The sequence below is a fragment of the Chachezhania antarctica genome (assembly GCF_003646465.1).
Classification (GTDB): Bacteria; Pseudomonadota; Alphaproteobacteria; order Rhodobacterales; family Rhodobacteraceae; genus Chachezhania; species Chachezhania antarctica.
Genome location: NZ_QZEX01000009.1, coordinates 63,925 through 88,451, shown reverse-complemented (window position 1 = coordinate 88,451; position 24,527 = coordinate 63,925). Strand labels below are relative to the sequence as shown.

The 24,527-nt window shown below is 62.9% G+C and carries 23 protein-coding genes and 2 pseudogenes; 5 read left to right on the top strand and 20 right to left on the bottom strand.

The window, feature by feature from the left end:
* Window positions 1-359 precede the first annotated feature (359 nt).
* The 8 genes from D4754_RS17280 to D4754_RS24420 form a co-directional block, all read right to left on the bottom strand.
* The gene (locus D4754_RS17280) at window positions 360-1,280 is read right to left on the bottom strand and encodes an ABC transporter permease (RefSeq protein WP_121066164.1); all 921 of its coding nucleotides are present in this window, start codon (window positions 1,278-1,280) and stop codon (window positions 360-362) included.
* Window positions 1,277-2,311 (bottom strand): ABC transporter permease, encoded by a 1,035-nt coding sequence (locus tag D4754_RS17275; protein ID WP_121066161.1) that lies wholly within the window; start codon window positions 2,309-2,311, stop codon window positions 1,277-1,279. The genes D4754_RS17280 and D4754_RS17275 overlap by 4 nt, the downstream gene beginning before the upstream one ends.
* Window positions 2,308-3,831, bottom strand: a complete 1,524-nt coding sequence (locus D4754_RS17270) for an ABC transporter ATP-binding protein (RefSeq protein WP_163025955.1) — start codon at window positions 3,829-3,831, stop codon at window positions 2,308-2,310. Before D4754_RS17270 ends, D4754_RS17275 begins: the two co-directional genes overlap by 4 nt.
* Before the next feature lies 1 nt (window position 3,832).
* Window positions 3,833-4,312: a RidA family protein gene (locus tag D4754_RS17265; RefSeq protein ID WP_240453927.1), complete on the bottom strand. Its 480-nt coding sequence runs from the start codon at window positions 4,310-4,312 to the stop codon at window positions 3,833-3,835.
* Window positions 4,309-5,106, bottom strand: a complete 798-nt coding sequence (locus D4754_RS17260; protein WP_205589656.1) for a cysteine hydrolase family protein — start codon at window positions 5,104-5,106, stop codon at window positions 4,309-4,311. Before D4754_RS17260 ends, D4754_RS17265 begins: the two co-directional genes overlap by 4 nt.
* Window positions 5,106-6,167 carry a BMP family ABC transporter substrate-binding protein gene (locus D4754_RS17255; RefSeq protein WP_163025954.1) on the bottom strand — a complete coding sequence of 354 codons (1,062 nt, stop codon included), beginning with the start codon at window positions 6,165-6,167 and terminating at the stop codon, window positions 5,106-5,108. The genes D4754_RS17260 and D4754_RS17255 overlap by 1 nt, the downstream gene beginning before the upstream one ends.
* 257 nt (window positions 6,168-6,424) lie before the next feature.
* A complete protein-coding gene (locus D4754_RS17250; protein ID WP_121066152.1) occupies window positions 6,425-7,075 on the bottom strand; it encodes a TetR/AcrR family transcriptional regulator in 651 nt (216 codons plus the stop codon).
* Between the two features lie 263 nt (window positions 7,076-7,338).
* Window positions 7,339-7,524: a TRAP transporter large permease subunit gene (locus tag D4754_RS24420; RefSeq protein WP_240453926.1), complete on the bottom strand. Its 186-nt coding sequence runs from the start codon at window positions 7,522-7,524 to the stop codon at window positions 7,339-7,341.
* Between the two features lie 329 nt (window positions 7,525-7,853).
* Here D4754_RS24420 and D4754_RS17240 point away from each other — a divergent pair.
* Window positions 7,854-9,040, top strand: a protein-coding gene (locus tag D4754_RS17240) for an IS3 family transposase (protein ID WP_420837219.1) whose coding sequence is annotated in 2 segments (ribosomal slippage) — window positions 7,854-8,112 and window positions 8,112-9,040 — 1,188 coding nt in all. Because the reading frame shifts where the segments join, the coding sequence is not laid out codon by codon here.
* A 326-nt stretch (window positions 9,041-9,366) separates the two neighbouring features.
* Here the strand turns inward: D4754_RS17240 and D4754_RS17235 are convergent.
* Complete coding sequence (locus tag D4754_RS17235) at window positions 9,367-9,741, bottom strand: RidA family protein (protein ID WP_121066146.1); 375 nt, start codon at window positions 9,739-9,741, stop codon at window positions 9,367-9,369.
* Window positions 9,742-9,795: 54 nt separating this feature from the next.
* Window positions 9,796-10,461 carry a DJ-1/PfpI family protein gene (locus D4754_RS17230; RefSeq protein ID WP_121066143.1) on the bottom strand — a complete coding sequence of 222 codons (666 nt, stop codon included), beginning with the start codon at window positions 10,459-10,461 and terminating at the stop codon, window positions 9,796-9,798.
* Here D4754_RS17230 and D4754_RS17225 point away from each other — a divergent pair.
* Window positions 10,460-11,500, top strand: coding sequence for a GlxA family transcriptional regulator (locus D4754_RS17225; RefSeq protein WP_240453925.1), 1,041 nt, complete (start codon window positions 10,460-10,462; stop codon window positions 11,498-11,500). The genes D4754_RS17230 and D4754_RS17225 overlap by 2 nt on opposite strands.
* Before the next feature lie 18 nt (window positions 11,501-11,518).
* Here the strand turns inward: D4754_RS17225 and D4754_RS17220 are convergent, their stop codons facing one another.
* Window positions 11,519-12,937 carry an MFS transporter gene (locus D4754_RS17220; RefSeq protein ID WP_240453924.1) on the bottom strand — a complete coding sequence of 473 codons (1,419 nt, stop codon included), beginning with the start codon at window positions 12,935-12,937 and terminating at the stop codon, window positions 11,519-11,521.
* A 68-nt stretch (window positions 12,938-13,005) separates the two neighbouring features.
* Here D4754_RS17220 and D4754_RS17215 point away from each other — a divergent pair, with 68 nt between their 5' ends.
* Window positions 13,006-13,413 (top strand): helix-turn-helix domain-containing protein, encoded by a 408-nt coding sequence (locus tag D4754_RS17215; protein ID WP_121066137.1) that lies wholly within the window; start codon window positions 13,006-13,008, stop codon window positions 13,411-13,413.
* 78 nt (window positions 13,414-13,491) lie between these two features.
* Here the strand turns inward: D4754_RS17215 and D4754_RS24415 are convergent.
* From D4754_RS24415 to D4754_RS17175, 9 genes and pseudogenes are all read right to left on the bottom strand, one after another.
* Window positions 13,492-13,646 (bottom strand): annotated as a pseudogene (locus D4754_RS24415) (IS256 family transposase); the annotation flags it as partial.
* 79 nt (window positions 13,647-13,725) lie between these two features.
* Window positions 13,726-14,172 carry a hypothetical protein gene (locus D4754_RS24070; protein WP_163025950.1) on the bottom strand — a complete coding sequence of 149 codons (447 nt, stop codon included), beginning with the start codon at window positions 14,170-14,172 and terminating at the stop codon, window positions 13,726-13,728.
* A 263-nt stretch (window positions 14,173-14,435) separates the two neighbouring features.
* Window positions 14,436-14,846, bottom strand: a pseudogene (locus D4754_RS17205) (transposase family protein); the annotation flags it as partial.
* A 222-nt stretch (window positions 14,847-15,068) separates the two neighbouring features.
* The gene (locus D4754_RS17200; RefSeq protein ID WP_121066135.1) at window positions 15,069-16,196 is read right to left on the bottom strand and encodes a RuBisCO large subunit C-terminal-like domain-containing protein; all 1,128 of its coding nucleotides are present in this window, start codon (window positions 16,194-16,196) and stop codon (window positions 15,069-15,071) included.
* Window positions 16,196-17,200, bottom strand: coding sequence for a transketolase family protein (locus D4754_RS17195; protein ID WP_121066132.1), 1,005 nt, complete (start codon window positions 17,198-17,200; stop codon window positions 16,196-16,198). The genes D4754_RS17200 and D4754_RS17195 overlap by 1 nt, the downstream gene beginning before the upstream one ends.
* 12 nt (window positions 17,201-17,212) lie before the next feature.
* On the bottom strand, window positions 17,213-18,139 hold the full coding sequence (locus tag D4754_RS17190) for a transketolase (RefSeq protein ID WP_121066129.1): 927 nt from the start codon (window positions 18,137-18,139) through the stop codon (window positions 17,213-17,215).
* 263 nt (window positions 18,140-18,402) lie between these two features.
* Complete coding sequence (locus D4754_RS17185; RefSeq protein ID WP_121066126.1) at window positions 18,403-19,443, bottom strand: substrate-binding domain-containing protein; 1,041 nt, start codon at window positions 19,441-19,443, stop codon at window positions 18,403-18,405.
* 30 nt (window positions 19,444-19,473) lie between these two features.
* Window positions 19,474-20,487, bottom strand: a complete 1,014-nt coding sequence (locus tag D4754_RS17180) for an ABC transporter permease (RefSeq protein WP_121066123.1) — start codon at window positions 20,485-20,487, stop codon at window positions 19,474-19,476.
* Window positions 20,480-22,033, bottom strand: a complete 1,554-nt coding sequence (locus tag D4754_RS17175) for a sugar ABC transporter ATP-binding protein (RefSeq protein WP_121066120.1) — start codon at window positions 22,031-22,033, stop codon at window positions 20,480-20,482. The genes D4754_RS17180 and D4754_RS17175 overlap by 8 nt, the downstream gene beginning before the upstream one ends.
* A 130-nt stretch (window positions 22,034-22,163) precedes the next feature.
* Here D4754_RS17175 and mtnK point away from each other — a divergent pair, with 130 nt between their 5' ends.
* Window positions 22,164-23,423, top strand: a complete 1,260-nt coding sequence (gene mtnK, locus D4754_RS17170) for an S-methyl-5-thioribose kinase (protein WP_121066117.1) — start codon at window positions 22,164-22,166, stop codon at window positions 23,421-23,423.
* Window positions 23,420-24,523, top strand: a complete 1,104-nt coding sequence (gene mtnA / locus D4754_RS17165) for an S-methyl-5-thioribose-1-phosphate isomerase (protein WP_121066114.1) — start codon at window positions 23,420-23,422, stop codon at window positions 24,521-24,523. The genes mtnK and mtnA overlap by 4 nt, the downstream gene beginning before the upstream one ends.
* Window positions 24,524-24,527 lie beyond the last annotated feature (4 nt).

The window sequence follows — 24,527 nt, the reverse complement described above, 5'->3', positions numbered from 1 at the left end:
CGACCGCGTTGCAGCCGAGCTGGGCGAAACCGTCGACCGGATCTTCGATCACGCCATCGATATGGAAACCGAAGATGGCGTGATCTGGGTCTACGGCCCCGGCGATGATAGCGTCATCGCATCACTCCGTTCGGCATCGAAAACCTGCGAGAGCTCGGCGAAATGGATCCTAGCACGGGCGCTGATCTCCCCGCGGCCTACGCCGGATGCTTACCCCTGCGGGACTGTTGCATTGGTTATGCTCGGCCGAATTTCGCGGCGGCAACCGTCGGCAAGCGAATTTTTTCGCGAACGATACTTGGTCACTGTAAGGCACCCAGGCGTTCCGAAACCGTCCCGCGCCATTGATGCGGTGGATCTCAGTCAAACACTTTCTTCAGGTCCGCGGGCATCGCGGCTGCGGGTGCGAAGGCGAGGTGGTTTGCGACTAGCGCCGCCAGGACCACGGCATAGGGAAGACCCGACAGAAGGTAGGACGACATCTCTACCCCCATCGCGGGCAGGCGCACAGCCGCGGTTTCGGCAAGGCCGAACAACAGGCAGACCGGCAGGACAAGACGCGGGTTCCAGCGGGCGACGATGACAAGGCCAACGGCGATCAGGCCGCGGCCCTTGGTGATCTCGTTGGCCCAGGTCTGGGTGTAGTCCACCGACAGGACCGCGCCGCCCAGACCGGCAAGGCATCCGCCAACCAGTACCGCGCTCAGCCGCGCCCGCGTCGGGGACATTCCGTTTTCCGATGCGATCAGGGCGGATTCGCCAGCCACGCGCCACGACAGGCCGGTGCGTGTCCGTTCCAGCCACCAAACAGCCAGCAAGACGAGAAGGATCGCTATCGGGGCCGCAACGCTCAGTTGTTCCAGCCCGCGGCCAACCAGGGGCAGTGAGGAGACCCATGTGCCCGCCAGCGATGGCAGCGCCTCGACCCGGCCGCCCACGAAGGCGCGCCCGATATAGGAGGTGAGCCCCAGCGCTAGCATCCAGACGGCGATGCCAGACGCCAGCTGGTTCGCGCGGGCCCCCAGAACCAGCGCGGCGTGCAATGCGGCGAACAAGATGCCCGTGGCCGCGCCCGCGATCATCCCGAGCCACGGATTGCCCGTTGCCATCGCCGCGCCGAACCCGGCGCAGGCGCCGCCCAGCATGCCGCCTTCGCAGCCAAGGTTGATGATGCCTGTCCGCTGGCCCAGCGTTTCACCAAGCGTCACAAGGATCAGTGGCGTCGCATTGGCGAGCGAGGCAAAGCCCCAGACGAAGAACACAATCGCAAGTTCGGTCATGATGCGCGCCTGTTCAGAACACCGGGAACGGCAAGGACCGTGACGAACAAAAGCCCCTGCAGGATTGTCGCGCTCGAGGCGGGGATCTTGTGGAAAAGCTGCAGGGAATCTCCGGCCGCCAGCAGCCCGCCGACAAGGATCGAGACCGGCAGGATCAAAAGGAACCGGTGCCCGCAAAGCCACGCGACAAGGAACCCGGTCAGCCCGTAGCCAAGCGACAGCCCGGGCTGCAGACGGCCCTGAACGGCAATCGCCTCGCAAATGCCGGCAAGTCCGGCGGCCGCGCCGCCCGTGGCCATCAGGATCACCGCGAAGCGCGGGAAGTTCAGCCCGTAGGTTTCGCCGACCTTGCGGTTCATGGCCAGCACGCGGACCCTCTCCGCCCGGATCCCGCGCGAGAAGGCGAACGCGCAGCCAAGGGCAAGGAGTACGCCAAGAAAAAGCCCCAGATGCAGGCCGGTGCCGGGCAGGACCGGCAATCGGGCCGCATCGGGAAAGCTGGCGGTTGCGGGCCAGCCAAGGTTGGCGGGGTCGCGCCATGGCCCGAAGACCAACCCGTTCACCATGAGGATGCCAAGGTAGTTCATGACCAGCGTCGTGATGGTTTCGTTGACCGACAGCCTCCCCCGCAGCCAGCCGGGCACGCCGCCCCAAAGGGCCCCGCCAACGGCTGCGGCGAGCAATGTGGCTGGCAGCAGGATGATGGCGGGCGCCTGCGGCATCGCGAGGACAAGCGCGGTGCCGAAGATCGCACCGAGATGCAATTGGCCCTCGGCCCCGACCGATATCAGGCCAAGCCGCCCGGGGATCGCCGCCGCGATCGCACACAGCAGGATCGGCGCGGCCTTCAGGAGCGATTCCACGCGGCTGAAGGCATCGCCGGTGGCGAACAGGACAAGGTCGATCATGGCTCGGAGCGGGGCTTGTCCGATGGCAATGAAGAACGTGGCGGCGGCCAGCAGGAAGACGGCTGCCGTGGCCAGCGCAATTGCCGCAAAGGGCAGGGTTCGGCCGGAGGACGTGGGTGTCATGGCTGCCCTCCGGTCATCAGTGCCCCGATCTCCGCCCGTGTGACTTGTGGCGTTACGGGCAGTCCCGAAGAAATGCGGCCGTCCCGGATCACGGCGATCCGGTGCGCGAGCTCCAGAAGGTCATCCAGTTCCTCGGAAATCCACAGTACCGCCGCGCCGGCACGCGCCGCATCGACCATCCGGTGGTAAACAGAGGCGGTGGCCGTGATGTCGAGGCCCATGGTTGGAAAGACCATCAGAAGGGCATCGCGCTGCTCTCCGGTTTCGCGGGCGATAACAAGCTTCTGGACGTTTCCGCCCGATAGCGTGCCGGCCGCCCGGCCGGGATCGGGCGGGCGAACGTCATAGTCGGTCAGGCATTGCGTGACCTGTTCAGGGTGCATTGTGTGCTGGCGGGGGCGGGCAATACCGCGCAGGGCAAGGTTGGCGGCAAGGCTCAGCCCCGGCACGATGCCGTTTTCGCGCGGATTTTCCGGCACGTAGCCGATGGCCAGCGGCTGGCGGGGTTCAAGGCGTCGGCGGCTGATCGTTTTGCCGTCCAGCAGAACCTCGCCCGCGGTGAGTTCGCGGATGCCGACGACGGCTTCGGCCAGCGCCGTCTGCCCATTTCCGGTGACCCCGGCGATGCCGAGGATCTCTCCCCGGTTCACGGTCAGGGTGATGCCCTTCGCATCCGCCGGCGCCGTGCCTGTCGTGACATCGCGGAGCAGCAATTGCGGATAGGGCCGCGCGGGCAGGTCGGGCCGGGGGGGCAGGCCGCGGGGGTCGCCGCCCCTGACACCGGTGTCGCCCATCATCATTGCCACGATCGCGGCCCGCGTCATGGCACTGGCGGTGCCGGTGCCCGCGATCCTTCCGCGGCGCATCACGACAACCCGGTCGGCGCAGGCTTCGACATCGGCGAGCTTGTGGGTGATCAGGACCACGGCCACTCCATCCGCGGCAAGGTCGCGGATCAGGCCGTAGAGCCGTTCCGCCTCGGCCGGGGTGAGGACAGAGGTCGGTTCATCAAGGATCACCAGCCGCGCGGAGAGGTTAAGCACCTTGGTCAGTTCGACCAGCTGCTGTTCCCCGGTGGACAGCGTGCCAAGCCGCGCATCCGGGTCGATGCCCGGTGCCAACTGCGCCAGGCGCGTCAGGGCCCCGCGGGCGTTCCGGCCCTGCGGCCCAAGGAACCAGGGCGTGCCGGGCCAGGCCATGGCAAGGTTGTCGCGTACCGTCAGGGCGGGCAGAAGGGAAAAGGTCTGGAAGACCATCCCGATACCGGCGGCCATCGCTTCTGCCGGGCGCGTGAAGGCGACCGGGTGGCCTTCCACCAGCACTTGCCCCGCGTCCGGCGGGTGGATTCCGTAGAGCGTTTTCATCAGGGTCGATTTGCCCGCCCCGTTTTCCCCCAGAAGGGCCACGACCTCGCCTGCGGCCACGTCGAAGCTGACGTCGTCGCAGGCGGTCAGCGCGCCGAAGCGCTTGACCACGCCGCGGAACGATACCATCGGCACGATGGCGGCTGTGCCTGCCATGTTATCTGACGGCGAATATTGCATCGACTTCGACCGCCGCGTTCAGGGGAAGGGTCGCCACGCCCACGGCCGTGCGTGCATGCGGGCCGATGTCGGGGCCGAAGATTTCGGTCATCAGTTCCGAGGCGCCGTTGATCACCTTGGGCACGAACGGAAACTCCGGATCTGCGTTAACGAAGCCGCCCAGCCGGATGCAGGCCACCGCCCCGTCCAGCGACCCGCCCAAGGCAAGGCGCAGGGCGGCGATCAGGTTCAGTCCGCAGATCCGGGCGGCCTTCTGTCCGGTTTCCAGATCGAAATCGCGCCCAATCTTGCCAGAATAGACCATCCGCCCGTTCCATTCGCAGGTCTGGCCGGCAAGGTAGATCATGTCGCCATGGCGCCGGAACGGCTGGAAACTGCCGGTCGGCTGCGGAACCTGGGGCAGTTCGATCAACAGTTGCGACAGGCGGTCTTCGGGGGTTTCTGTCACGATCGTCATGTTCCTGACGCCAGCCCGTCCAGAATGGCTTGCGACCGGGTGACGAACCCGAACAGCAGCTTCACATTGTAGAGAACCGACTGAACGCAATATTCGGGCGAGGTCGTCGCGGTCGCGTCTTCTATCAGGATCGTGTCGTAGCCAAGGAACGATGCGTCTTCCAGCGTGGTCATCACGCACTGGTCCATATTGACCCCGCCGATCAGCAGCGTCGTGATGCCCAGGTTGCGAAGCACGGCATCGGTCTCGCAATCCCAGAAGGCGCTGAAGCGGTGCTTGGTGATCTGGTAATCGGCATCGCCGGGATTGATCTCGTCCACCACTTCCGCGCCCCAGCTGCCCTTCGCGATGATCTCGGACCGTGTGCCGGGTACGGGCTGCCCCAGATCGGTTTCCAGCCCGGTCGGGTTGTGCGCATGGCGGAGCGAGGGGTGGATGTTCAGCAGATCCTTTCGGACCCCCCAGTTGACCCAGACCACCGGCATGTCTGCGCCCCGGAAGGCCGAAACAAGCGCCTTCAGGGGGTCGACGGGCGCCCTGTTCGGCGTGACGTCGATGCCGCGCGAATGCATCCAACCGCCTTCGGTGCAGAAGTCGTTCTGCATGTCGACGATCAGCAGCGCGGTCTTCGACGCATCGACGGTGATGGTTTGAGGCTCTGCCGCAAGCGTTACCGGCCTGACGGGCCGGGCGGGGCGGGTCATGTCGACATGGTCGGGCGTCACCTGCCATGCGGTGGACGGTGCCGCGCCCATCGCATGGGGCGCGGCGGCGTTGATCTTCGGTTCGGCCATCAGCTTGCCGACCCCGTCACGCCGTCGACCATGAAGCCCATTGATTCGATGGTTTCCATGTCCATGACTTCCCCTTCGGGCACGATCGTCTTGCCCGACTGGGCGACGATCGGCCCTGCCCAGATGTCCATCTCTCCGGACAGGATCTTTTCCTTGGCGGCCAACACCTCGTCGATCACGTCCTGCGGGACCTTCGGGCCGAAGGGATCAAGCACGGCGTGCCCGCTTTTCAGATCGCCGCGCACGTGGGACGGCTCCCACGTGCCATCCTGGATCGCCTTGACCTGATCGACCATCATCGGGCCCCAGTTCCACGACACGCCGGTCAGCCAGACATCGCCCGCGCGGTCCGAGATATCGACATCCTTGCCCACAACCATGGTGCCCGTCTTCTGCGCCGTTTCCGCGATGGTGATCGGGCTGTCCACCTGTTCGGCGATCACGTCGATGCCCTGGTTGGCAAAGGCGGTCACGGCGTCGGCTTCCTTCTGCGGCTCCCACCAGCCGCCGGTCCAGACGACCGTCATGGTGACATCCGGGTTCACCGACTGGGCGCCAAGGGTGAAGGCGTTGATTGATCGGAAAAGCTGCGGGATCTGGAAAGCACCGATGAAACCCAGCTTGTCGGTCTCGGTCATGTGGCCCGCGACCATGCCGGCAAGGTACATGCCGTCGTCGCTGTCGGCCCAGTAGGTGCCGACATTGTCCGAGGTCTTGAGCCCGCCCGCATGCAGAAACTTTACATCTGGATACTTCTCGCCCAGTTCGATGGCGTAATCGAGATAGCCATAGCTCGTCGCGAAGATGATGCCCGTGTCCGACCGGATCATCCGCTCCATCACCCGGCTGACTTCGGCCGTTTCGGGGATGGCCTCGAAAACCTGTGTCTCCACGTCGGGAAAGGCCGTTTCGACATCGGCCCGCCCAAGATCCATGGACATGTTGTATCCGTAATCGGCTGTCGGGCCGACATAGATGAACCCGACCTTGTCCATGTCCGGTTCGGCGAAGGCCGCGGTGCCCGTCACAAGCGCGACGGCAGAGAGAGTGTGCAGTTTCATGAAGCGTTCCCTGTGATGTTCTTTTAGTAATTGATTCATTACTAGTAGCGATAGACGCTTCCGTCCAAGCAACACAAATTTCAGCACGCGCTGCGGGCCCGTGTTCGGGCGCGAAGCCTCAACTAATTGTTTTTATTGGGAAGTTTTGCACATCGGACCGAAAACCGACCGGGGCAGAAATCGGGGGCGCCCTTGAATCGACCAAAATTTAGTCAGGGAATGCGCTGGCAGGCTGCGGTGGCGGCACTGTAAGGACGCTAGGGGCGCAAAAAACTGCCCAGCATCTGGCGTGCAAGGCGGCGGTGTTCGGCTCTCCACGTGTCGTCTGTCAGGTCCTGATTCCAGATCGCCGACAGGGAAGGCGCGTTGGATAGGTGGAAATAGCTGAGCGCTACCATCAGTACGTAGACATGCAGCGCGTCCAGACCGGGGCGCACCGATCCGTCCTCTTCCCCTCGCGCCAGCAGGCCCCGGATCTGGCCGACAACGGGCGACGCGACAAGGGGCGTCGCTTCGGACCGCTTCAGATAGCTGGCCCCCATCAGGTTTTCGGCGGACAATAGCCGCACCAGTTCGGGATGCCGTTCGAAGTGGCCGGATGTGAAATCGAACATCGTCAGCAGACCGTCGAGCGGTGGTGTCACGCTGAGATCGAGTTTCAGTTCCTCCGACCGCAACCCCCCCAGAACATGGTCAAGCGCCGCGATGTACAGCCCCTCCTTGTCGCCGAAATAGTGATAGATCATCCGGTTGCCGACATCGGCATCGCGCGAGATTGCATCGGTGCGCGCCCCGTTTAGCCCACCGCGCGCGAAATGGGCGATCGCCGATTGAAGGATACGCTCCTTCGTTTCGGCCGTGTTCTTGGCCCTTGGTCCTGTCGGCGGTCCGATCTTCTTCTTGCGCAACGCGACGGTCCTTCGGGTCGATTACTGGCCTTCAGGATTAGTCATTCGCGCGGGCAATGAGAACCCCGGAGCGTCATGCGCTGCTTTCGTACGCCACGCGGGATCATCCTGACGTAACAGTTTATGGGGCTCTGTGGCTGCCCTACTCGTCTTTCCACCGGGCTATCGGTAGATCGCCGTCGGCAGCCACATGGAAAGGGCGGGTACGAAGGTCAGAAGCAGCAGGACCCCCAGCAGCGGCACCAGGAACGGTGCGGTGGCGATCACGCAGCGTTCGAAAGGCACGTCGGCGACAGGATGGTGACCGCGGCGATGGTTTCCATGAAACCGCCCACCAACAGCACCACCGCCATGACGATCAGCAGGATCACTCCCGGGCTGTGGGTGAAGGCCAGCAGGGTGCCTGCGAATTTCGGCGCCAACTGGTTGGCAGTCAGGATCCAGGGCAACTGCGCGAAGGCTGCCCGTTCGCGGCCTACGCCAGCTTAGCGGCGTAAATAGCGCTCGGGGTTACCTCTTCCTGACAGCAAGGGAAGTTTGCGACAGAACCAGGCCCATGAGGCCGACCATTTTTTAGGGCCATGCTTCGCGGATTACCCATTTGGGCGCGCCCATCGACCGGCGACGCCGGATAGATGTCAGCACCCGTCACGCTCGATGACGGCCTCGAAACGCTTGCAAAGGGAGAGCCGTCCATAGGATGTAGAAGGTGCCTGCTCTGCCCCCTGATAACTCCTCCATCTGATACTGGAGTCCGGCCCCATGAGAGGACCGGACCATGAAGAGATCGAAGTTCACCGAGGAGCAGATCATCGGCATTCTGCGAGAGCAGGATGCCGGTGCGAAGACGGCGGAGTTCTGCCGTCGGCACGGCATCGGCAGTGCCACGTTCTACGCCTGGAAGGCAAAGTTCGGGGGCATGGAAGTGTCCGATGCCAAGCGGCTGAAGGCGCTCGAGGATGAGAACGCCCGGCTCAAGCGGCTCCTCGCGGAGTCGCTGCTCGACCAGGCCGCGCTGAAGGATCTCCTGTCGCGAAAGTGGTGACGCCCGCCGCCAGGCGCGAAGCCGTCGCGATCCTCGTAGAGTGCCACGAGATGAGCGCGCGGCGGGCGTGTGCCGTGATCGGCGCGGACCGGACCTCGATCCGCTACCGCAGCCGACGTCCAGACGATCACGATCTGCGCGAGCGCCTGCGGGAGCTCGCGTTAGAACGACGCCGGTTCGGCTACCGGCGGCTGCACGTGCTGCTGAGGCGGGAGGGCCATGTCGTGAACCGCAAGAAGACCCAGCGGCTCTACCGCGAGGAAGGGCTGTCCGTGCGCAAGCGGCGGGGACGGAAGAAGGCGACGGGCACAAGGGCGCCGCTCCTGACGGTCGCCGCGCCGAACGCGCGCTGGTCGGTCGATTTCGTCCACGACCAGTTCGCCCAAGGGCGCCGTTTCCGGATCTTCAATGTGATCGACGACGTCACCAAGGAATGCCTCGCCGCCGTGGTCGACACCTCGATCTCGGGCCGGCGCGTTGCGCGGGAGATGACAGCCCTCATCGCCCGGCGCGGCAAGCCCGGCCTGATCGTCAGCGACCATGGGACCGAGTTCACCTCGAACGCGATGCTGGCCTGGAGCGAAGAGACAGGTGTGCCCTGGCACTTCATCGCGCCCGGCAAGCCGATGCAGAACGGGATCTGCGAGGCCTTCAATTCGAAGATGCGCGATGAGCTCTTGAACGAGACGCTGTTCTTCGGTCTCGACCACGCCCGCGAGGTCGTCGCCCGCTGGGTGGCCGAATACAACGCAACCCGGCCCCATTCGGCGCTCGGCTACCAGACTCCCGCGGCCTATGCCACCCAACTTACCGCAATGGGCGATCGGCTCGACGGAATGGAGACGTTCCGCCAATCGCCCATTGCTCCCTCCGCGCAAGCGGGCAAAAGTCACCCGCCGGCTCCGGTTTCAGTTGGGTGAGCGTCGGGGCTCAGAGCTGGCCCGGGGCAGATACACCCTGACGGCAGCCCCGAAATATTATGGAAAGGCTCCGAAGTTTGACGAGATTGTTTTTGTCAGGATGGCCGGCGAAGCGGCTCTGAATGCGATGGCCGAGGGGCGTGTGCCATCCGACCTGCAACCGGAGCTTGCGCATGATTGACATACGTGGGCTTGGCCTGTCCTTTGGCAACCAGACCATCTTCGACGGTCTCGATCTGTACGTCAGGCAAGGCGAAACAGTCGCATTGATTGGGCCGTCGGGTGCAGGGAAACCCGTATCTCCCTTTTGCGGGAGTGAGTGATCTCTATTCCTGAATGATCGCTGTCACCTCAATTTCGACCCGGGCCTCTTCTGGCGTGAGGCGGGAAACTTCTACAAGGGTACTGACGGGGCGAAATGTGTCGAAACTTTCAGAATGCGCGCGCGCGATCAGTGGCGCATCGGCCATGTCGCGCACGTAGATTACCGTCTTGACCACATCCTGAAGCGAAGCATCGGCTTTCTGGAGTGCCTGCGATATAGTCTCCAGCGCGGCTTGTGCCTGAACATATGCATCGCCTTTCAAATGGGGCTGGCGTGCCGTTGTGCCGGAAACAAACACGAAATTTCCCGCTCGGACCGCGCGGGAATAGCCGAACTCATCTTCGTATTCGTATCCGGAGGATATGTTTTTTCGCATCAGAATGCGTCCTTTCGTGGATCTTCCGGGGCAGAGTATTTTCGGTTTGATTCTTTATTGGCCATTCAGCGCCATCTGTCGTTCGTGTCGGGACTTTGATACTCTGCGCTTGGCCTCGGAAACTATGGCCGGCCTCGCGGTTTCCGGTGTGCCTGCGTCGAACGGGGGGGCCGGTGCATATTCCAGCATCAATTGCACGGTCTCGGCTTCGTCCTGCCCGATCAACTCGGCGACCACCGAAAGCCCGAAATCGATTCCCGAAGTCACCCCGCCCGCCGTTATCAGATTGCCGTCACGCACCACGCGTTCCTTGACGGGAAGGGCGCCCATACCGTCAAGGAAATCCAGAGCATTCCAATGCGTCGTGGCTTTTCTGCCCTTCAGCAAGCCCGCCTGGCCAAGCAACAGCGAGCCGGTGCAGACCGATGTCACGAAGCGGGCCGATGCAGCCGCCCTGCGCAGGAAATCCAGCGTTTCGGTGTCATTCAGCAGGACATTTACACCGGCACCTCCGGGCACACAGATCACGTCAAAGTCCGGCGCATCTGAAAAGCAAGTGTCAGGCGTCAGCCAAAGGCCCGTGGCCGAACGGATCGGTGCGCGGTCTTTCCAAACCAAATGCACCTCACAGTCCCTCGCAGAGGCAAAGACCTCGTAGGGGCCCGTAAGATCGAGTTGCTGAACATTTGGAAAGCTCAAGAGTCCAAACCGGTATGTCATGGTGACCTCCTATCTTGACACGCACACAATGGCAGGAAAAGATCTGGCGCGAATGCCAAATACCCCTCGGATTCTGCCAAGAATGGCGCATCATGTCGAAATCCTGATCTTCCCGGACTGCCAGATGCTTGACGCGACCGGCCCGGCTCAGGTGTTTGCCTCGGCCAACGACATCAATGCCGGCAGATCGAAGCGGCTTTACGAAATTGCACTTGTCGCCGAAGACCCAGAGGTGATGTGCAGCGCGGGTATGGTTTTGAAATGCCGCCCGATGTCCGTCACGTCCGGTGCCCCTGACACCGCCATTGTTGCCGGGGGGAGGGGCGTGAATGCTGTTCTTGCGCGCCCGGCGACGATCGAATGGATTGCGGATCGCGCGGCCCGTGTGCGGCGCATGGCATCCGTGTGCAGCGGCGCTTTCCTGTTGGCCGAAGCAGGGCTGCTTGACGGTCGCCGGGCCGCGACCCACTGGAACCGATATGATGAATTCGTGGCGCGGTTCCCCGCCGTGAAGCTTGAGCGTGACCCGATATTCGTCCGCGATGGCCATTACTGGACTTCCGCCGGCGTGACCGCCGGAATCGACCTTGCACTGGCGATGGTCGAAGAGGACCACGGGCGGAAACTTGCCCTGGCCGTGGCCCGGGAGTTGGTGGTGTTTCTCAAGCGTCCGGGCGGGCAATCCCAGTTCAGTGCGCCACTTGCATTGCAGCAAAGAGACGACAGTTTTTCCGATCTGCACGCCTGGATCGCCGACAATCTCAGCCGCCCTCTGAACCTTGAAACCCTGGCTGAACGGGCTGGAATGAGTCTGCGTTCCTTTGCACGTCACTATCGGGCCCGCACGGGTCTGACGCCGGCCACCGGAGTTGAACTCATCCGGCTTGAACACGCCAAATCGCGGCTGGAAGGCGGCGCGTCGGTGGAATCCGCGTCCCGCATCTGTGGCTTTGGGTCTTCGGAAACGATGCGCCGCGTCTTTCTCCGCCATCTGGGCGTCGGGCCCAAGGACTGGCGCACGCGATTTCACGGTAGCTGATTCAATTGATGCTCGCTATCACGGATCAGGATCCGAGGCCATTCGTGCGGGCGTAGCCTGACTGTAGATGGCCATGCCCAGTGTCGTCAGCGCCAGCAAGGCCGCAGCGGTAAAGGTGATGGAAAAGGCATTGGCAATCTCGCCTGCCGATGCTTGCGTGGTATCGCCGGTTCCAAGGACGGTGACGAACAGAGTCGACATGGCGGAAGCTCCGGTCATCAGGCCAAGGTTTCGGGAAAGCCCCAAAAGGCCGGACAGCCGCCCGCGGTTCTCGTCCGTAGCGTCGAGCAGAGCCGCCGTATTGTTGGCGGCGAGGAAAAGCTGAAAGGCCGGTGTGAGCACGACAAGTGCGGCGACATAGCCGCCCACCCCGAAAGCCCGCGGCAGATAGGCCAGACACAGAAGGCCAATCATGCTCTGCACCAGCCCGATCACCATGACCCGCTTTGCGCCCAGCCGGTCGGTCAGGCGCCCCGCGGGAACACCCGAAAACGCGGCGACCACCGGTCCGACAGCCATGACCATTCCGGTAAGCGCTTCGGTCAGACCCAGAGAGAAGGCCAGGAAGAACGGGCCCACAACAAGCGTGGACATCATGAACGTTCCGACAGCGACGTTCATGACGAATCCAAGGCAGGTTCTTCGGTCTTGAAGCAAGGATATGGGCACCAAAGGAAATGGCGCACGGGTTTCGACGCCAGCAAACAACAGGACCGCGAGAGCTGCCACAGAAATCAATAACAGGGGCGACATGGGAATTCCGGCGGCCCCGCCGCTGGTGGCAAGCGAATAGGCAAGAAGCACGACCATCAAGACAATCGTGCCGGGAAAATCCATCTCTCTGTATGATACATTCCGACGTTCGGGTTTTTGGGTGATGGCGATGAGAGCAAGACCCAATGTGGCGCCGCCAAATCCTGCCAGCAGCCAGAATGCCATCGGCCATTCGCCCCATGTCAGAAGCAGACCACCAAGCGATGGCCCCAACGCTGTCCCCACGGCCGAGGTTGTCCCAAGCAGACCCATCGCCGTGCCGAGTCGCTCACTCGGCACGAGATCCCGAGCAAGCGACATGGGCAGCGCGATCAGGATCGCACCACCAAGCCCTTGCAGAACCCGGCCAGTCACCAACAGCCAAAGGCTGGGTGCCATGGCGCATAAGACGGATGCAGCAACAAAGATGATCAGCCCGTATATCAGCACGCGACGATGCCCCAGCAGGTCACCGAGCCGTCCGACCGAGACAATAGTTAGGGTCACCGACATGAGATAGGCCAGCACGACCCATTGAACGTCGGACACCGTGGCGGAAAAGGTCCGCGCCAGCACGGGAAGCAGGACGGATGCGATGCTGGTGCCCAGCGAAGCCGTCAGCGTCGCGGCGGCAAGGGTAATAAGGATCGGGCTTGGAGTTCGGGTGTGGATCAGCTCGGTCACGGAGGCGCCTCTTGTCATAAAAGCGGTGAACGAGTACTCTGCCACTTCAAGTCAACTTTAGGTCAACCATGAAATTGCTTGATATAGGCGTGCTGTCGAAACAAAGTGGCGTCCCTCCGTCAACATTGCGCTATTACGAAGAAATCGGCCTGATTCAGTCGGTCGCAAGACACGGTTTGCGGCGTCAGTTTGACAGGCCAGTGGTGATGCAGCTCGCGTTGATCTCATTGGGCAAAATGGCCGGATTTTCGCTTGATGATATCAAGGGCATGTTCGGAAAGGACGGCTTGCCGCGATTGCCTCGTACCGAACTGCACCTACGAGCCGATGCGCTTGATGAGCAGATCCGGGGTCTGATCCGTTTGCGCGATGCCCTGCGGCACGTGGCGGATTGCCCGGCAAGCAACCACATGGAATGCCCTAAGTTCAATCGCCTCATGCAATTTGCGTCACGCGCCGACGCCCGGAAAAAGTAAGAGCGGCTAGACGAGTTGCATAGCGGTCGACGCGACCCACGATTGAGCTATTGGCGGAAACTGGGTGACGCGGATTGATTAGGCTGTGCGGCTTTCATTGGCATCATCTTGGGCGATGCCGTCGGTGAATGTGACACCTTCGATGATACGGGGCAAATGGTTCCCCCGTTGAGCTTTTGCCACTTCTTCGAAGCGGCCCTGACCAGAGTGAAGACCATCAGCTTTGCGGTTTCCGGCACTCAACCTGCAAGACAAGGTTGTACTTTGGAAAAGCGCCTTCGGTTTTCGAAATTAACGCCAAAGGCAAAAACTTTAATCGATAAACTCAACAAATCTTGAAAATGGCTCGAAGGGCAAATCCCAGAACTCCGGTATACTAGGATTCGCTTTCAAACCTACCATGTGGACATCAAGCAGGAATCGATATTCTTCCTGCCTTTCGAAAAACCAAGGTGCACCGATAGGTTTCACAAAGGCCGATCTGTTTTCTAAGATCTTCGAAAGGCTAAACAGCGTTTGCGGGTCAAAGGAGTGTGTCCTAGGCAAATACCGAACAATATCGTGATTCGCGCGAACCCCAACCTTCCCGCCCGAACCATTGTTTCCAAAAAAAGGAAAAACAGCTTGAAGAATTCTGGGGTCGGATGAAAGTTCGCGCCCTAATGTATTGGAGAACTCATCCGCGCTCTCTCGGCGAATATACCAAACCAATTGGTCGCCCTCGAATGTATTACGGAATCTTTTTTGCGGGGCCGTCATGCAGAACACGAAACAGTTCCTGTTCTCGAAGTCGAATTCGGCGTTCCCAGACAACTTCGTTACATTTCGCTCCTTATCATAATAAATCTCGAAATCATGTGTACGGAACACGGTCTGCCCAGGGCTGCGTGGCCCCTCAGTGTTCCGCAGCTGATCGTGTCTTTCGTAGTGGTAGCGCTTGACGGTCGCGTCTTTGATCGTGCGGTTTATCCGCTCGACCGCTGCCCGGCAGATTTGCTACGCAAATCGCCTGCCGGGCAGTGGATGTGGAAGAACCCGATCGGGTAGCGCTTGAACTTCTGCCGCTTCTGCTTGTCCCTCTCGATGTCCGGCAGGCGCGAGATGCCATGCCGCTGAAGGCACGGGTGCAGGGTTGACCTCGTTAGATGCGGGATTGTGGGCTGCAGCGCATAGAGGCAATCGTCCAGCGGCAGCAGCGTGTGACGCCGGAACGCGACGATCATCGCCTCCTCCGCCTCAGTCAGAACTGTCGAGCGCGGCTCCCTCGGACCGGCCTTCAGGTCCTCGACCGTTGCCCGCTTGTGCCACTTAGCGACCGTCTTGGGATTGATCCCCAACTCACCGCTCAGCTGCGAGAGCGAAGCTTGCGATCGCTGTATTGCAGATCTGACGGCGTGCGTGGTCGTGGCGCAGCCATGACGAACTTGCCCTATAATGCTTCCTTCCATTCCTTCGAAAGGATCACACCATCAAACCGTGGGATCAAACACCTATGAACTAAATCGCTCCAAGACGGACGACGATATTTAGATGCGTAGAAGTCGGGGGAGATCAGGTCCTTAATCCCGGTCTGCACGAAGGGCGACTTTCCCTGTTCCTTCAACGATCGTCGCCTTCCCGTACCGGTGCCCTCGGTGAGGATGCTGGCGGACCCGTCACGCCCCGTTCAGTGCCGCTCGCATCTCGTGGATGGCATCGCCAATCCGGTCGCCGTAGCGCAGCAGGCTGCCGCCCAGCAGGTACACGCAATCTTCGCCGTACAGCCGCATCATGTCGGGCAGTCGGTCGAGGCTCATGCCGCCTCCGGGGCTGGGCAGGATCGCGCGCCCCGGGCCTTCGCCACGGCAGGCCGCAACGATTTCCGTACATTCTGCGACCGAGAACCCGAAGCGCCCGCCGTGGTTCGGAAACACGGAGATGTCAGCCCCCGCCAGCCGCATCAGGGTGCCGAAGAGCATCCCATGTGAATAGCCCATCTCGGGCGAGAGCACGTAGGGGCCAAGGTGACTGGGATGCGCCATGATCGGCAGGGTGAAGTCCGCGTCCTGCGCCAGACGGTTCATGGCATCGAAGCCGAAGAGCCCGGGGATCAGCAGCACGCCATGGGCGCCCGCCTCCTGCGCGTGCATGGCCAGTTCGCGCACCTGGTCGCCATGGCCGCCGATGCTGGCGAAGTAGAGCGCCCGCGTCGGGTCCCCTCCGTCGGCCCGTTCGGCATTGGCCCCGCCCACGGCCTCGGCACAGTGCGTCACCCGCTCGCGGAAGGGGGCCGCGTCCTGATTGGCGAGACCGTGGTCTTCCTTCACGATGTCGGCGCCCGCCCGCGCGGTGAGATAGCAAAGCCGCGCCAGCGTCTCGGCAGACGATCCCTGTGGCTTGATCACCGGGCATACGTACCCGCCAGAGGCGCGCCCCGTCAGCTCGCGCAGCCCCGACACGCCGTATTGCGCGCCGGGAAAGCGTTCCAGCACGTCGGCATTCGGGGTCAGCCCCAACGCCTTCACCCCGCGCAGGATCGAGGCGTTGCCCAGCACGACGTTGAGCAACTGCGGCAACTCACGCCCCACCGCGTCGATGTGATAGCTGACGCGGCCAAGCCACGTTCCCTCGCCTTCGGGCACCACGTCCTCGACCCGGCCCAGAACCACGTCTTCCACGTAGCCCGCGGGAACCACGTCGCGCGGGATCTCCACCGTGTTCTCCAGCGCGATGCCGGCGGCACGGGCCTCCGCATCGGACTGGTCATCGGCGAAGATTCTATAGGTGACCTCGAACCGGTTCATCAGAGCGCCTCTGCCTTGACCAGCGAATGCACGTCATCGACCCGCGTTGCGTCCAGATCGTCCTCGGAGATACCGAACTCCTGTTCCATCAGCCTCTCGATGCCGCGCACCAGTGCCAGCGCGTCCAGACCGTAGTAGCGCATCAGGTAGGGCCGCGACCCGCCATGGGCGTAGGTGTCCTTGAGACCCAGCCGAATGAGCCGCTTGCCAATTCCGGCATCCGCCATCGTCTCGGCCACGAGGCTTCCGATGCCGCCCTCGGTCACATGGTTTTCGAGCGTGACGACGCCGTGCTTCACCGATCCAATGTGGTCCAGAAGCTGCTTGTGATCGAAAGGCTTGATCGTATGCAGGTGGATGTGCCGGATCGAAAGGCCGGCCTGGGCCAGCGCGGACCGGGCGCGAAGCGCTTCTTCCGTGGAGATGCCTGAGGTCACGACAAGGATGTCGGTGCCTTCGGACAGGACCCGCATCTCGCCCACCTTGATCGGCGTATCGAAAAGCCGCGGGACCGAGCCGCGCAGCACCCGGCACCAGACCGGGCCGTCGATACTGTCGGCCGCCTCGCAGATGCTCTCCACCTCGGTCGCATCCCCGGTTTCCAGGATCGACATGTTGGGGATCGAGCGCATCACGGAGATGTCCTCGATCGACTGGTGGGTCATGCCGCCGGGAGTGGTCACGCCCGGCAGGAACCCCATCAGCCGGACCTTGCGCCGCGGGTAGGCGATGGAGGCCATGAGCTGATCGTATGGCCGACGATACATGAAGACCCCGAAGGTGTGGATGAAGGGCCGGAAGCCGGCCAGACCCAGACCGCCGGCAAAGCTCAGCATGTTCTGTTCAGCCATGCCCATGGAGACGAACTGATCCGGGTACCGGTCGCGGAAGCCGTCGATCTCGCAGGACGACGTGAGGTCGGCCGAGAGGCACAGGATATCGGGATTGCCGCCGGCGAATTTCTCGAACGCCGTGGCATAGGGGCGTGACACCATATCAACCATGTCGCTGACTCCTTAATGGGCGTAATCGATGGGATCGACACCGAGGTCGGCGGCGATCGAAGTGTTGAAGCGGGCGCGTTCGTCTTCGGACTTGAAGCGCACGTAATGCAGGCGCGGGAAGCGTTCTTCGAGGATCGACATCGTGTGGAACGGCGAGGTCCGGGCGAGGATGATCAGCGGCCGGCCTTCGTGCGCTTCCTTCGAAGCGTCACGGATGGCCGTCAGGTCATGCCCGTCCACCTCCACGCATGTTGCGCCGAAATTGGAGAACTTGGTCGCGATGTCGCCCACTTCCATCACGCTCGACATGGCGCCGTCGCATTGCTGGTCGTTGACGTCCATGATCGCGTAAAGATTGTCGATGCCATGGAAGGCGCAGGCTTGCACCGCTTCCCATGTCTGGCCTTCCTGCACCTCGCCATCGGACATGAACACCCAGGTTCGGCCCGGCTCGCCCCGGCGCTTGCGGCCATAGGCCAGCCCCGCCCCGGTGGACAGACCGATGCCCAGCGTGCCGTTGTGCACCTCCATGCCCGGCGAATGCTCTGCGCCGATCATCTCGACCGAGGAACCGTCCTTGTTGAACATCTCCAGCCCCTCGGGCGCCATGCGACCGGTCTCGATCAGCGTGGCATAGGCCACCAGCGCGTAATGCGCCGGCGCGATGAAAAGCCGGTCATATTCCGGCGAGAAGGGTCCGTTGTAACCCGCGCCGGTGTGGTAATCGGCGTTATCGGCAGAAGGCACGCCACCGAACGGTTCCGGCACCGGGGGCAGCGTGGGTGCGCCCAGGTTCAACTCCTCGTGGTAGAGCCAGGCAAGCTGCTCGGCCGCTGAACAGGCCTGGCTGAGGTAGCCGCCATTGTTGCGCATTGCGTGTTCGAACACGCGCCGCCGGATGCCGAGCGCGACCTCCTCGGTCGTCTTTTCATTGCGCATTGCGATACTCCGTTCCTGGCCCGGCGGGTCCTGCCGGGCGCATTGCACTTGGGTCTGGTTCGGACGGGATGGCCCGCCGGATTTCTGTGGGCTGGGTCGGAAGATGACCCTTCGCGTCGGCGATGACGCATTCGTCGCCAGGGCGCATGCGCGCAAGACAATGCAAAAGGGCTGGTCCGATCCGTCCGTCGATACCCTTCAGCATTGGCTTTCCTTTCGGGGTGGGGCCGGCCCGCCCGGAGGGGCGGACCGGAAGAGTGGTCTTACCGTGCGGGCAGCTTGATCCAGTCGGCCACGGCCACGTCGGCATGCTGGAACTGCGGCATCTTGGAGCCGAGTTCGCCCATGTTCTTGACGTTGTTCTCGTTCAGGAAGTCCTGGGTGATTAGCGTCGGCGGCACCACAACGTTCTGGCCCGGATCCTCGCCCGCCAGAAGCAGCGCCAGGGTACGGACCGAGACCTCGCCCACCACGGCGGGATTGGTTGCGACGGTGGCGACCCACGCCGAATCCGGCTCGCGCATGGCTGCGATGTCGGCGGTGGAGATGTCGGCCGAATAAATGTCGACGTCCTGGGTCAGGCCCGCCTCGTCCACGGCAATCTTCACGCCCTTGGCAAATTCGTCATAGGGCGCGAACATCACGCTGATCATCGGGTTCGCCTGCAGAACGGAACGTGCCTGGTTGGCCACCGAGTTGGCGATCGGATTGTCGAGCGTGCCGAACTGTGCGGCTTCGGTGATGCCGGGGTGGGCTTCCTTCACCTCTTTCCAGGCCACGTCGCGACGGTCGAGCGGCGCGATGCCGGGGACATACACGTAGCCCGCGGTGAAATCGGTCCCGTGGTCCTGGATGGCCTGATCGAGGGCGAGCTTGCCAAGCATGTAGTCCGACTGCTCGACCTGCGGGATCGCGTCGTTTTCCACGTTCACGTCAAAGGCCACGACCTTGATGCCCGCATCCACCGCACGCTGTGCCGCGGGCTTCATGGATTCGGTCAGGCCATGCTGGATGATGATCCCGTCCACACCAAGCGCGATGGCCTGGTCCACCATGTCGGCCTGCAGGGCGGCGTCCTGCCGGCTGTCGAGTATCCGCAGATCGACGCCGAGAGCTTCGGCCTGATTTTCCACGCCCGACAGGTACGACTGGAAGAAGTCGCCGGTGGACAGATAGCGCACCAGCGCGATCTTGACCTCGCCCGGATTGTCGAAGGGCGCAGGCGCGTCCTGCGCCATGGCAGGCACGGCACTGATGGCCAGCGTGGCCACCCCGGCCAGTTTCAGTAGGTTACGTCTCAGCATTGGGTATCCTCCCTTGATTCCCCGATTGAGTCATTTCCCACCCGCCCCGCGGCGCGAGGACAGGTAGAAGGTGAAGACAAGCGCGATGACGAGCACGGCGCCCTTGACGAAATCCTGCGTGTAGTAGGGCGCGTTCATCATCGTGAGGCCCTGAAGCAGGATGCCCACGAAGAGCGCGCCAATGGCGGTTCCGAAGGCGTTGGGACGCGCCGCGCCCAGCACCGCGAACCCGATAAGTGCCGCCGCGACGCTGTCGAGCAGCAGGTTGGTGCCCGAGGCGATGTCGCCACGTCCCAGCCGCGCGGCCAACAGCATTCCCCCGACCGAGGCCATGACCCCCGAGATCATGTAAGCCACGATCTTGAAAAGGTTGACGGGCGTGCCGACAAGCGCGGCAGCCCTCTCGTTCGACCCGATCGCGTACATCAGCCGGCCATGCCGGGTGAAGCCGAGGAAAAGCCAGATCCCGACGGCGATCAGCAGGAAGATCACCACCGGCACCGGCAGCAGGTTTTCAAGAAAGAAGTCCATCCGATGCCGACCCAGCCACAGGAAGGCGGGCGAGAACGTGCCCTCTGCCGTGCTGCCGTCGGGCAGCGCCATGCCGGTGGCCACCGAATTGCCCTGGGTCGGAATGCGTTGCAGGCCGATCAGCAGGAACATCATGCCCAGTGTCGCCAGAAGGTCGGGCACCTTGAACTTGACGATCAGGAGCCCGTTCACCAGCCCCACGACGGCGCCCATCAGCAGGCACAGCAGGATCGCGCTGCCTGCCGAAAGCTCCAGCACCACCATGGCGTAGGACGACAGCATCAGCGACGAGGTGGCAACCGAGCCGATGGAGAGATCGAAGCCGTCCACCACCAGCGTGCAGGTCACGCCAAGCGCAAGGATGCCGGTGATCGCCACCGATTGCAGGATAAAGACCGCCGATCGTGCCGAGCCGAAGCCGTTGGTCGAGAGGCTGAAGAAGATCACCAGCCCCACCAGCAAGATCAGGAAGCCGTACTTGATCGCGAAATTGAGGAAACGCTCGTTACCCATGGTCTTGTCCTTCTGCCCCGACAGTCGCGCCCGGCTTGCCCGCGGCTGTGCCGGCGACCTGCCCCGATACCTGCGCCACAAGCTGGCCGAGGTCGATTTTCCCACTGATGTGTTCGCCCGCCACGGCACCTTCGTTCAGAACCACGATGCGGTCGGCGATCTCCAAGGCCTCGTCGATCTCCGACACGAAAACCACAGTGGCGCGGCCATTGGCCGTCTCCCGGATGTGCTGCCCGATGTCGCGCCGGGCGCCGATGTCCACGCCCTGGAATGGCTCGTCGAGCAGCAGCACCCGGCTGGGCTCGATCAGCCAGCGGCCGATCATCACCTTCTGCTGATTGCCCCCCGAAAGGGTGAGGATGGAATCCGTTCCACCCTGACAGACCACGCCGATGCGGCCGATCATGTCGTCCGACGCCTGCCGCTGGCGCCGACCCGAAAGGAATGACAGCCGGCTGAAGGCGCCAAGGAAGGGCAGTGTCATGTTGTCGGCAATGTCGAAATCCGGGATCACCGCGTTCGCCCGGCGGTCCTTGGGCGACATGAAGACACCCCGCGCCACCGCCTCACCGGCATGACGGGGCGCGTAGGCATCGCCGTCGATCCGCATCGTTCCCGCGGGTGGGGATGCGAGGCCAAAGATGATTTCTGCCAGCCGGGTCTTGCCACTGCCCAGAAGGCCGGTCACCGCGACGACCTCGCCGGCGCGCGCGGTGAAGTCGACCGTCGGGCCGTCTTCGGTCAGGCGAAGCCCCTCGATTTCGAGCACAGGGGCGGTGCCTGCCTGCGGGTCGATGTCGACGTCGGTCATCTGGTGCCCCAGCATGGCCGAAACCGCGCCCTCGTAGTCCAGCGGCGCTTCGGCGAAGAGACCGGAAATGGCACCGTCGCGCATGCAGACGATCTTGTCCGCCACGCGGCGAATGTCCGACATGCGGTGCGAGATGTAGAGTATCGCGACCCCCTGGGCGCGCAGCCGGTCGATAAGCTGGAACAACCGCGCCGCTTCGGTCGCAGAGAGTGACGAGGTCGGTTCGTCCAGCACAAGGATCCGCGGTGCCCGGGCCATGGCCCGGGCGATGGCGATCATCTGCCGGTCCGCCACGTCGAGGTCGCCCACCCGGGTGCGCACGTCCATGGTCAGCCCCATGCCTTCGGCCACATGGCGCGCCGCTTCGCGCAACTTGCGGTCGTGCACGAAAAGCCCCGCGCCGGGCTGGGTCAGCCGGTCGAGCGTCAGGTTCGTGGCAACGTCGAGATCCGGGATCACCCCGTCGTCGATCGATTGGTGAACGGTCACCACACCACTGGAAATCGCGTCAGCCGCGTCTGCGGGCTCGTAGGGCTTGCCCGCCAGTTCAAGGCTGCCAGCGTCCTTGCGGTGGTAACCGCAAAGCACTTTGACCAGCGTGGACTTGCCTGCACCGTTGGCCCCCATGAGAACCGTCACCTGCCCGGGGGCGAGATCCAGGTCGATCCCGCGAAGCACGTGATTCTGTCCAAAGGACTTTTCCAAGCCACGGATCTTGCAGGCAATTTCTGTCATGTATGCTCCCCTTACGTCTCTTTCCCCCTTCGAGACGTGGCCCTTTATTTCGCCGCACATGACGAATGTCAAATGCATTGACTATTGCCTAATCCGGTGGAATGCTTCCCGAAATAGGAGGAATCTTTCCATGGCAACAGAGGACGGATACGACGCTCTCAGCGCGGAAACCCTTGGCGACAGGCTGGCCGGAGTCGGGCGGCTGGAGGAGCATGTCGGACCCGATCCGTCGCAGTGGCAAGTGCGCGAGGTCGGCGACGGCAACCTGAACCTTGTCTTCATCGTGGAAGGCCCGAACGGCGCCGCGATCGTCAAGCAGGCGCTGCCCTATGTCCGGCTCGTCGGCGACAGCTGGCCCCTGCCGCTCTACCGTGCGTTCTACGAGTACCACGCGCTTACCCGTCAGGCCGAACGCGACCCCGGTTCTGTGCCCGAGATCTACCACTTTGACGAGGCGCAGGCCCTGATCATCATGGAGTTTCTCAGCCCGCACACGATCCTGCGGCGCAAGCTCATTTCCGGGGAGAAGGTCGACGGCCTGGCCGAACGATTGGGCCTGTTCTGCGCGCGCACGGCCTTCCGCGGCTCCGAGCTGAGCATGGCGAGTGCGCGCAAGAAGGCCGATGTCGGGCTCTTTTCCGGCAACGTGGAGATCCCGGCGATCACCGAGGCGCTGGTCTTCACCGACCCTTATTTCGACGCCGAGATGAACAACCACACAGCGGGCCTTGCACCGGTCATTGCCACCTTGCGCGGCGATACAAGGATGAAGGCGAAGGTCCAGCGGATGCTGATGAAATTCGCCTCCAACACCGAGACGTTGCTGCACGGCGATCTGCATTCCGGCTCGATCATGGCGACGGGGAGTGAAACCAAGATCATCGACCCGGAGTTCGTGCAATACGGCCCCATGGGGTTCGATATCGGGATGCTGACCGCGAATTACCTGATGGCCTATTTCAGTCAGCCTGCCCATCGCGGCGGCGACCTTGAAAGCTATCAGGAGTGGCTATTGGAGGTTATCGTCGGGACATTCGCCACCTTCGAGGCGGAGTTCGCCCGGCTTTGGCGCGAGGAGCGTACCGGGATGCTGTACCCGGCCGCGCTGTTCGAAGATCAGGGCCAGCCTTCGGATGAGGCACGCGACGCGGTGCTGCGCAACATTTGGGAAGACGCCATGGCGATTTGCGGGATAGAAATGCACCGCCGCTGCCTGTCGCTGGCCCACAACGCCGATTTCGAAGAGATCGAGGATGCCGCCCTGCGTGCGCCGCTGGAGGCGCGCAACCTGATGATGGGGCGGGATCTGATCCTGAATGCCGAGACGATCGCCGACACGGCCGCGCTTTGCGACATGGCCCGGGCCTACAACGGAAAGGACATGCTATGAAGGTCAACGGAACCCCCTATCGCTCGCTCTGGTGGGACGAGGCCAAAGGCGCGGTACAGATCATCGACCAGCGCTGGCTGCCGCATGATTTCCGGATCCAGCAGCTCGACACGCTGGAAGATTATGCCACCGCCATCGTCGAGATGCGGGTGCGTGGCGCGCCGCTGATCGGGGCGACGGCGGCCTACGGCGTGGCTTTCGCAATGGCCGAAGATGCTTCGGACGCCAACCTCGACAAGACGTGGGACTACCTGCACGAAACCCGTCCGACGGCGATCAACCTTCGCTGGGCGCTGGACCGCTGCCGCAACGCGCTGCGCGGTGTGCCAGAAGGCGACCGGGCCGCGAAGGCGCTGCAGATGGCGCACGAAATCGCTGACGAGGACGTGGAGATCAACCGCGCCATCGGCAGGAACGGGCTGGAGATCATCCGCGAGATCGCGGCGAAGAAACCATCGGGCGAGCCGGTGCGTATCCTCACGCATTGCAACGCCGGGTGGCTTGCCACCGTGGATTTCGGCACCGCCACCAGCCCCATGTACCACGCCCATGACGAAGGCATCCCACTGCACGTCTGGGTGGATGAAACGCGTCCCCGCAACCAGGGCGCGCTGACATCGTGGGAGCTTGGCAGCCACGGCATCCCGCATACCTACATCGTGGACAATGCCGGTGGCCACCTTATGCAGCACGGCCAGGTGGATATGGTGATCGTCGGAACCGACCGCACCACCCGCCGCGGCGACGTCTGCAACAAGATCGGCACCTACCTCAAGGCGCTGGCGGCGCATGACAACGGCGTGCCTTTCTACGTCGCGCTGCCGTCGCCCACCATCGACTGGACCGTTGACGACGGGGTTGCCGAGATCCCGATCGAAGAGCGCAACGCCCACGAGACCACCCATGTACAGGGTATCGGCGAGGACGGCGATTTCGCGTGGGTCCGTGTGTCGCCCGAAGGATCGCCCGGCGGCAACCCGGCTTTCGACGTGACGCCCAACCGCCTGGTCACCGGCCTGATCACCGAACGCGGGGTCTGCGCTGCCACGCCGGAAGGATTGGCCGGGCTCTTCCCCGACATGGTGCTGGCCGCGGAATAGGGGA

Excerpts from the sequence above, each read along its gene's own strand:
- D4754_RS17180 (WP_121066123.1), bottom strand. The coding sequence starts at position 20,487 with ATGGGTAACGAGCGTTTCCTCAATTTCGCGATCAAGTACGGCTTCCTG.
- D4754_RS24070 (WP_163025950.1), bottom strand. The coding sequence starts at position 14,172 with ATGACGGCCCCGCAAAAAAGATTCCGTAATACATTCGAGGGCGACCAA.
- D4754_RS17235 (WP_121066146.1), bottom strand. The coding sequence starts at position 9,741 with ATGCGAAAAAACATATCCTCCGGATACGAATACGAAGATGAGTTCGGC.
- D4754_RS17275 (WP_121066161.1), bottom strand. The coding sequence starts at position 2,311 with ATGACACCCACGTCCTCCGGCCGAACCCTGCCCTTTGCGGCAATTGCG.
- D4754_RS17195 (WP_121066132.1), bottom strand. The coding sequence starts at position 17,200 with ATGGTTGATATGGTGTCACGCCCCTATGCCACGGCGTTCGAGAAATTC.
- D4754_RS17260 (WP_205589656.1), bottom strand. The coding sequence starts at position 5,106 with ATGGCCGAACCGAAGATCAACGCCGCCGCGCCCCATGCGATGGGCGCG.
- mtnA (WP_121066114.1), top strand. The coding sequence starts at position 23,420 with ATGAAGGTCAACGGAACCCCCTATCGCTCGCTCTGGTGGGACGAGGCC.
- D4754_RS17255 (WP_163025954.1), bottom strand. The coding sequence starts at position 6,167 with ATGAAACTGCACACTCTCTCTGCCGTCGCGCTTGTGACGGGCACCGCG.
- D4754_RS17200 (WP_121066135.1), bottom strand. The coding sequence starts at position 16,196 with ATGAACCGGTTCGAGGTCACCTATAGAATCTTCGCCGATGACCAGTCC.
- D4754_RS17230 (WP_121066143.1), bottom strand. The coding sequence starts at position 10,461 with ATGACATACCGGTTTGGACTCTTGAGCTTTCCAAATGTTCAGCAACTC.
- D4754_RS17190 (WP_121066129.1), bottom strand. The coding sequence starts at position 18,139 with ATGCGCAATGAAAAGACGACCGAGGAGGTCGCGCTCGGCATCCGGCGG.
- D4754_RS17185 (WP_121066126.1), bottom strand. The coding sequence starts at position 19,443 with ATGCTGAGACGTAACCTACTGAAACTGGCCGGGGTGGCCACGCTGGCC.
- D4754_RS17265 (WP_240453927.1), bottom strand. The coding sequence starts at position 4,312 with ATGACGATCGTGACAGAAACCCCCGAAGACCGCCTGTCGCAACTGTTG.
- D4754_RS17280 (WP_121066164.1), bottom strand. The coding sequence starts at position 1,280 with ATGACCGAACTTGCGATTGTGTTCTTCGTCTGGGGCTTTGCCTCGCTC.
- D4754_RS17270 (WP_163025955.1), bottom strand. The coding sequence starts at position 3,831 with ATGGCAGGCACAGCCGCCATCGTGCCGATGGTATCGTTCCGCGGCGTG.
- mtnK (WP_121066117.1), top strand. The coding sequence starts at position 22,164 with ATGGCAACAGAGGACGGATACGACGCTCTCAGCGCGGAAACCCTTGGC.
- D4754_RS17175 (WP_121066120.1), bottom strand. The coding sequence starts at position 22,033 with ATGACAGAAATTGCCTGCAAGATCCGTGGCTTGGAAAAGTCCTTTGGA.
- D4754_RS17215 (WP_121066137.1), top strand. The coding sequence starts at position 13,006 with ATGAAATTGCTTGATATAGGCGTGCTGTCGAAACAAAGTGGCGTCCCT.
- D4754_RS17225 (WP_240453925.1), top strand. The coding sequence starts at position 10,460 with ATGGTGACCTCCTATCTTGACACGCACACAATGGCAGGAAAAGATCTG.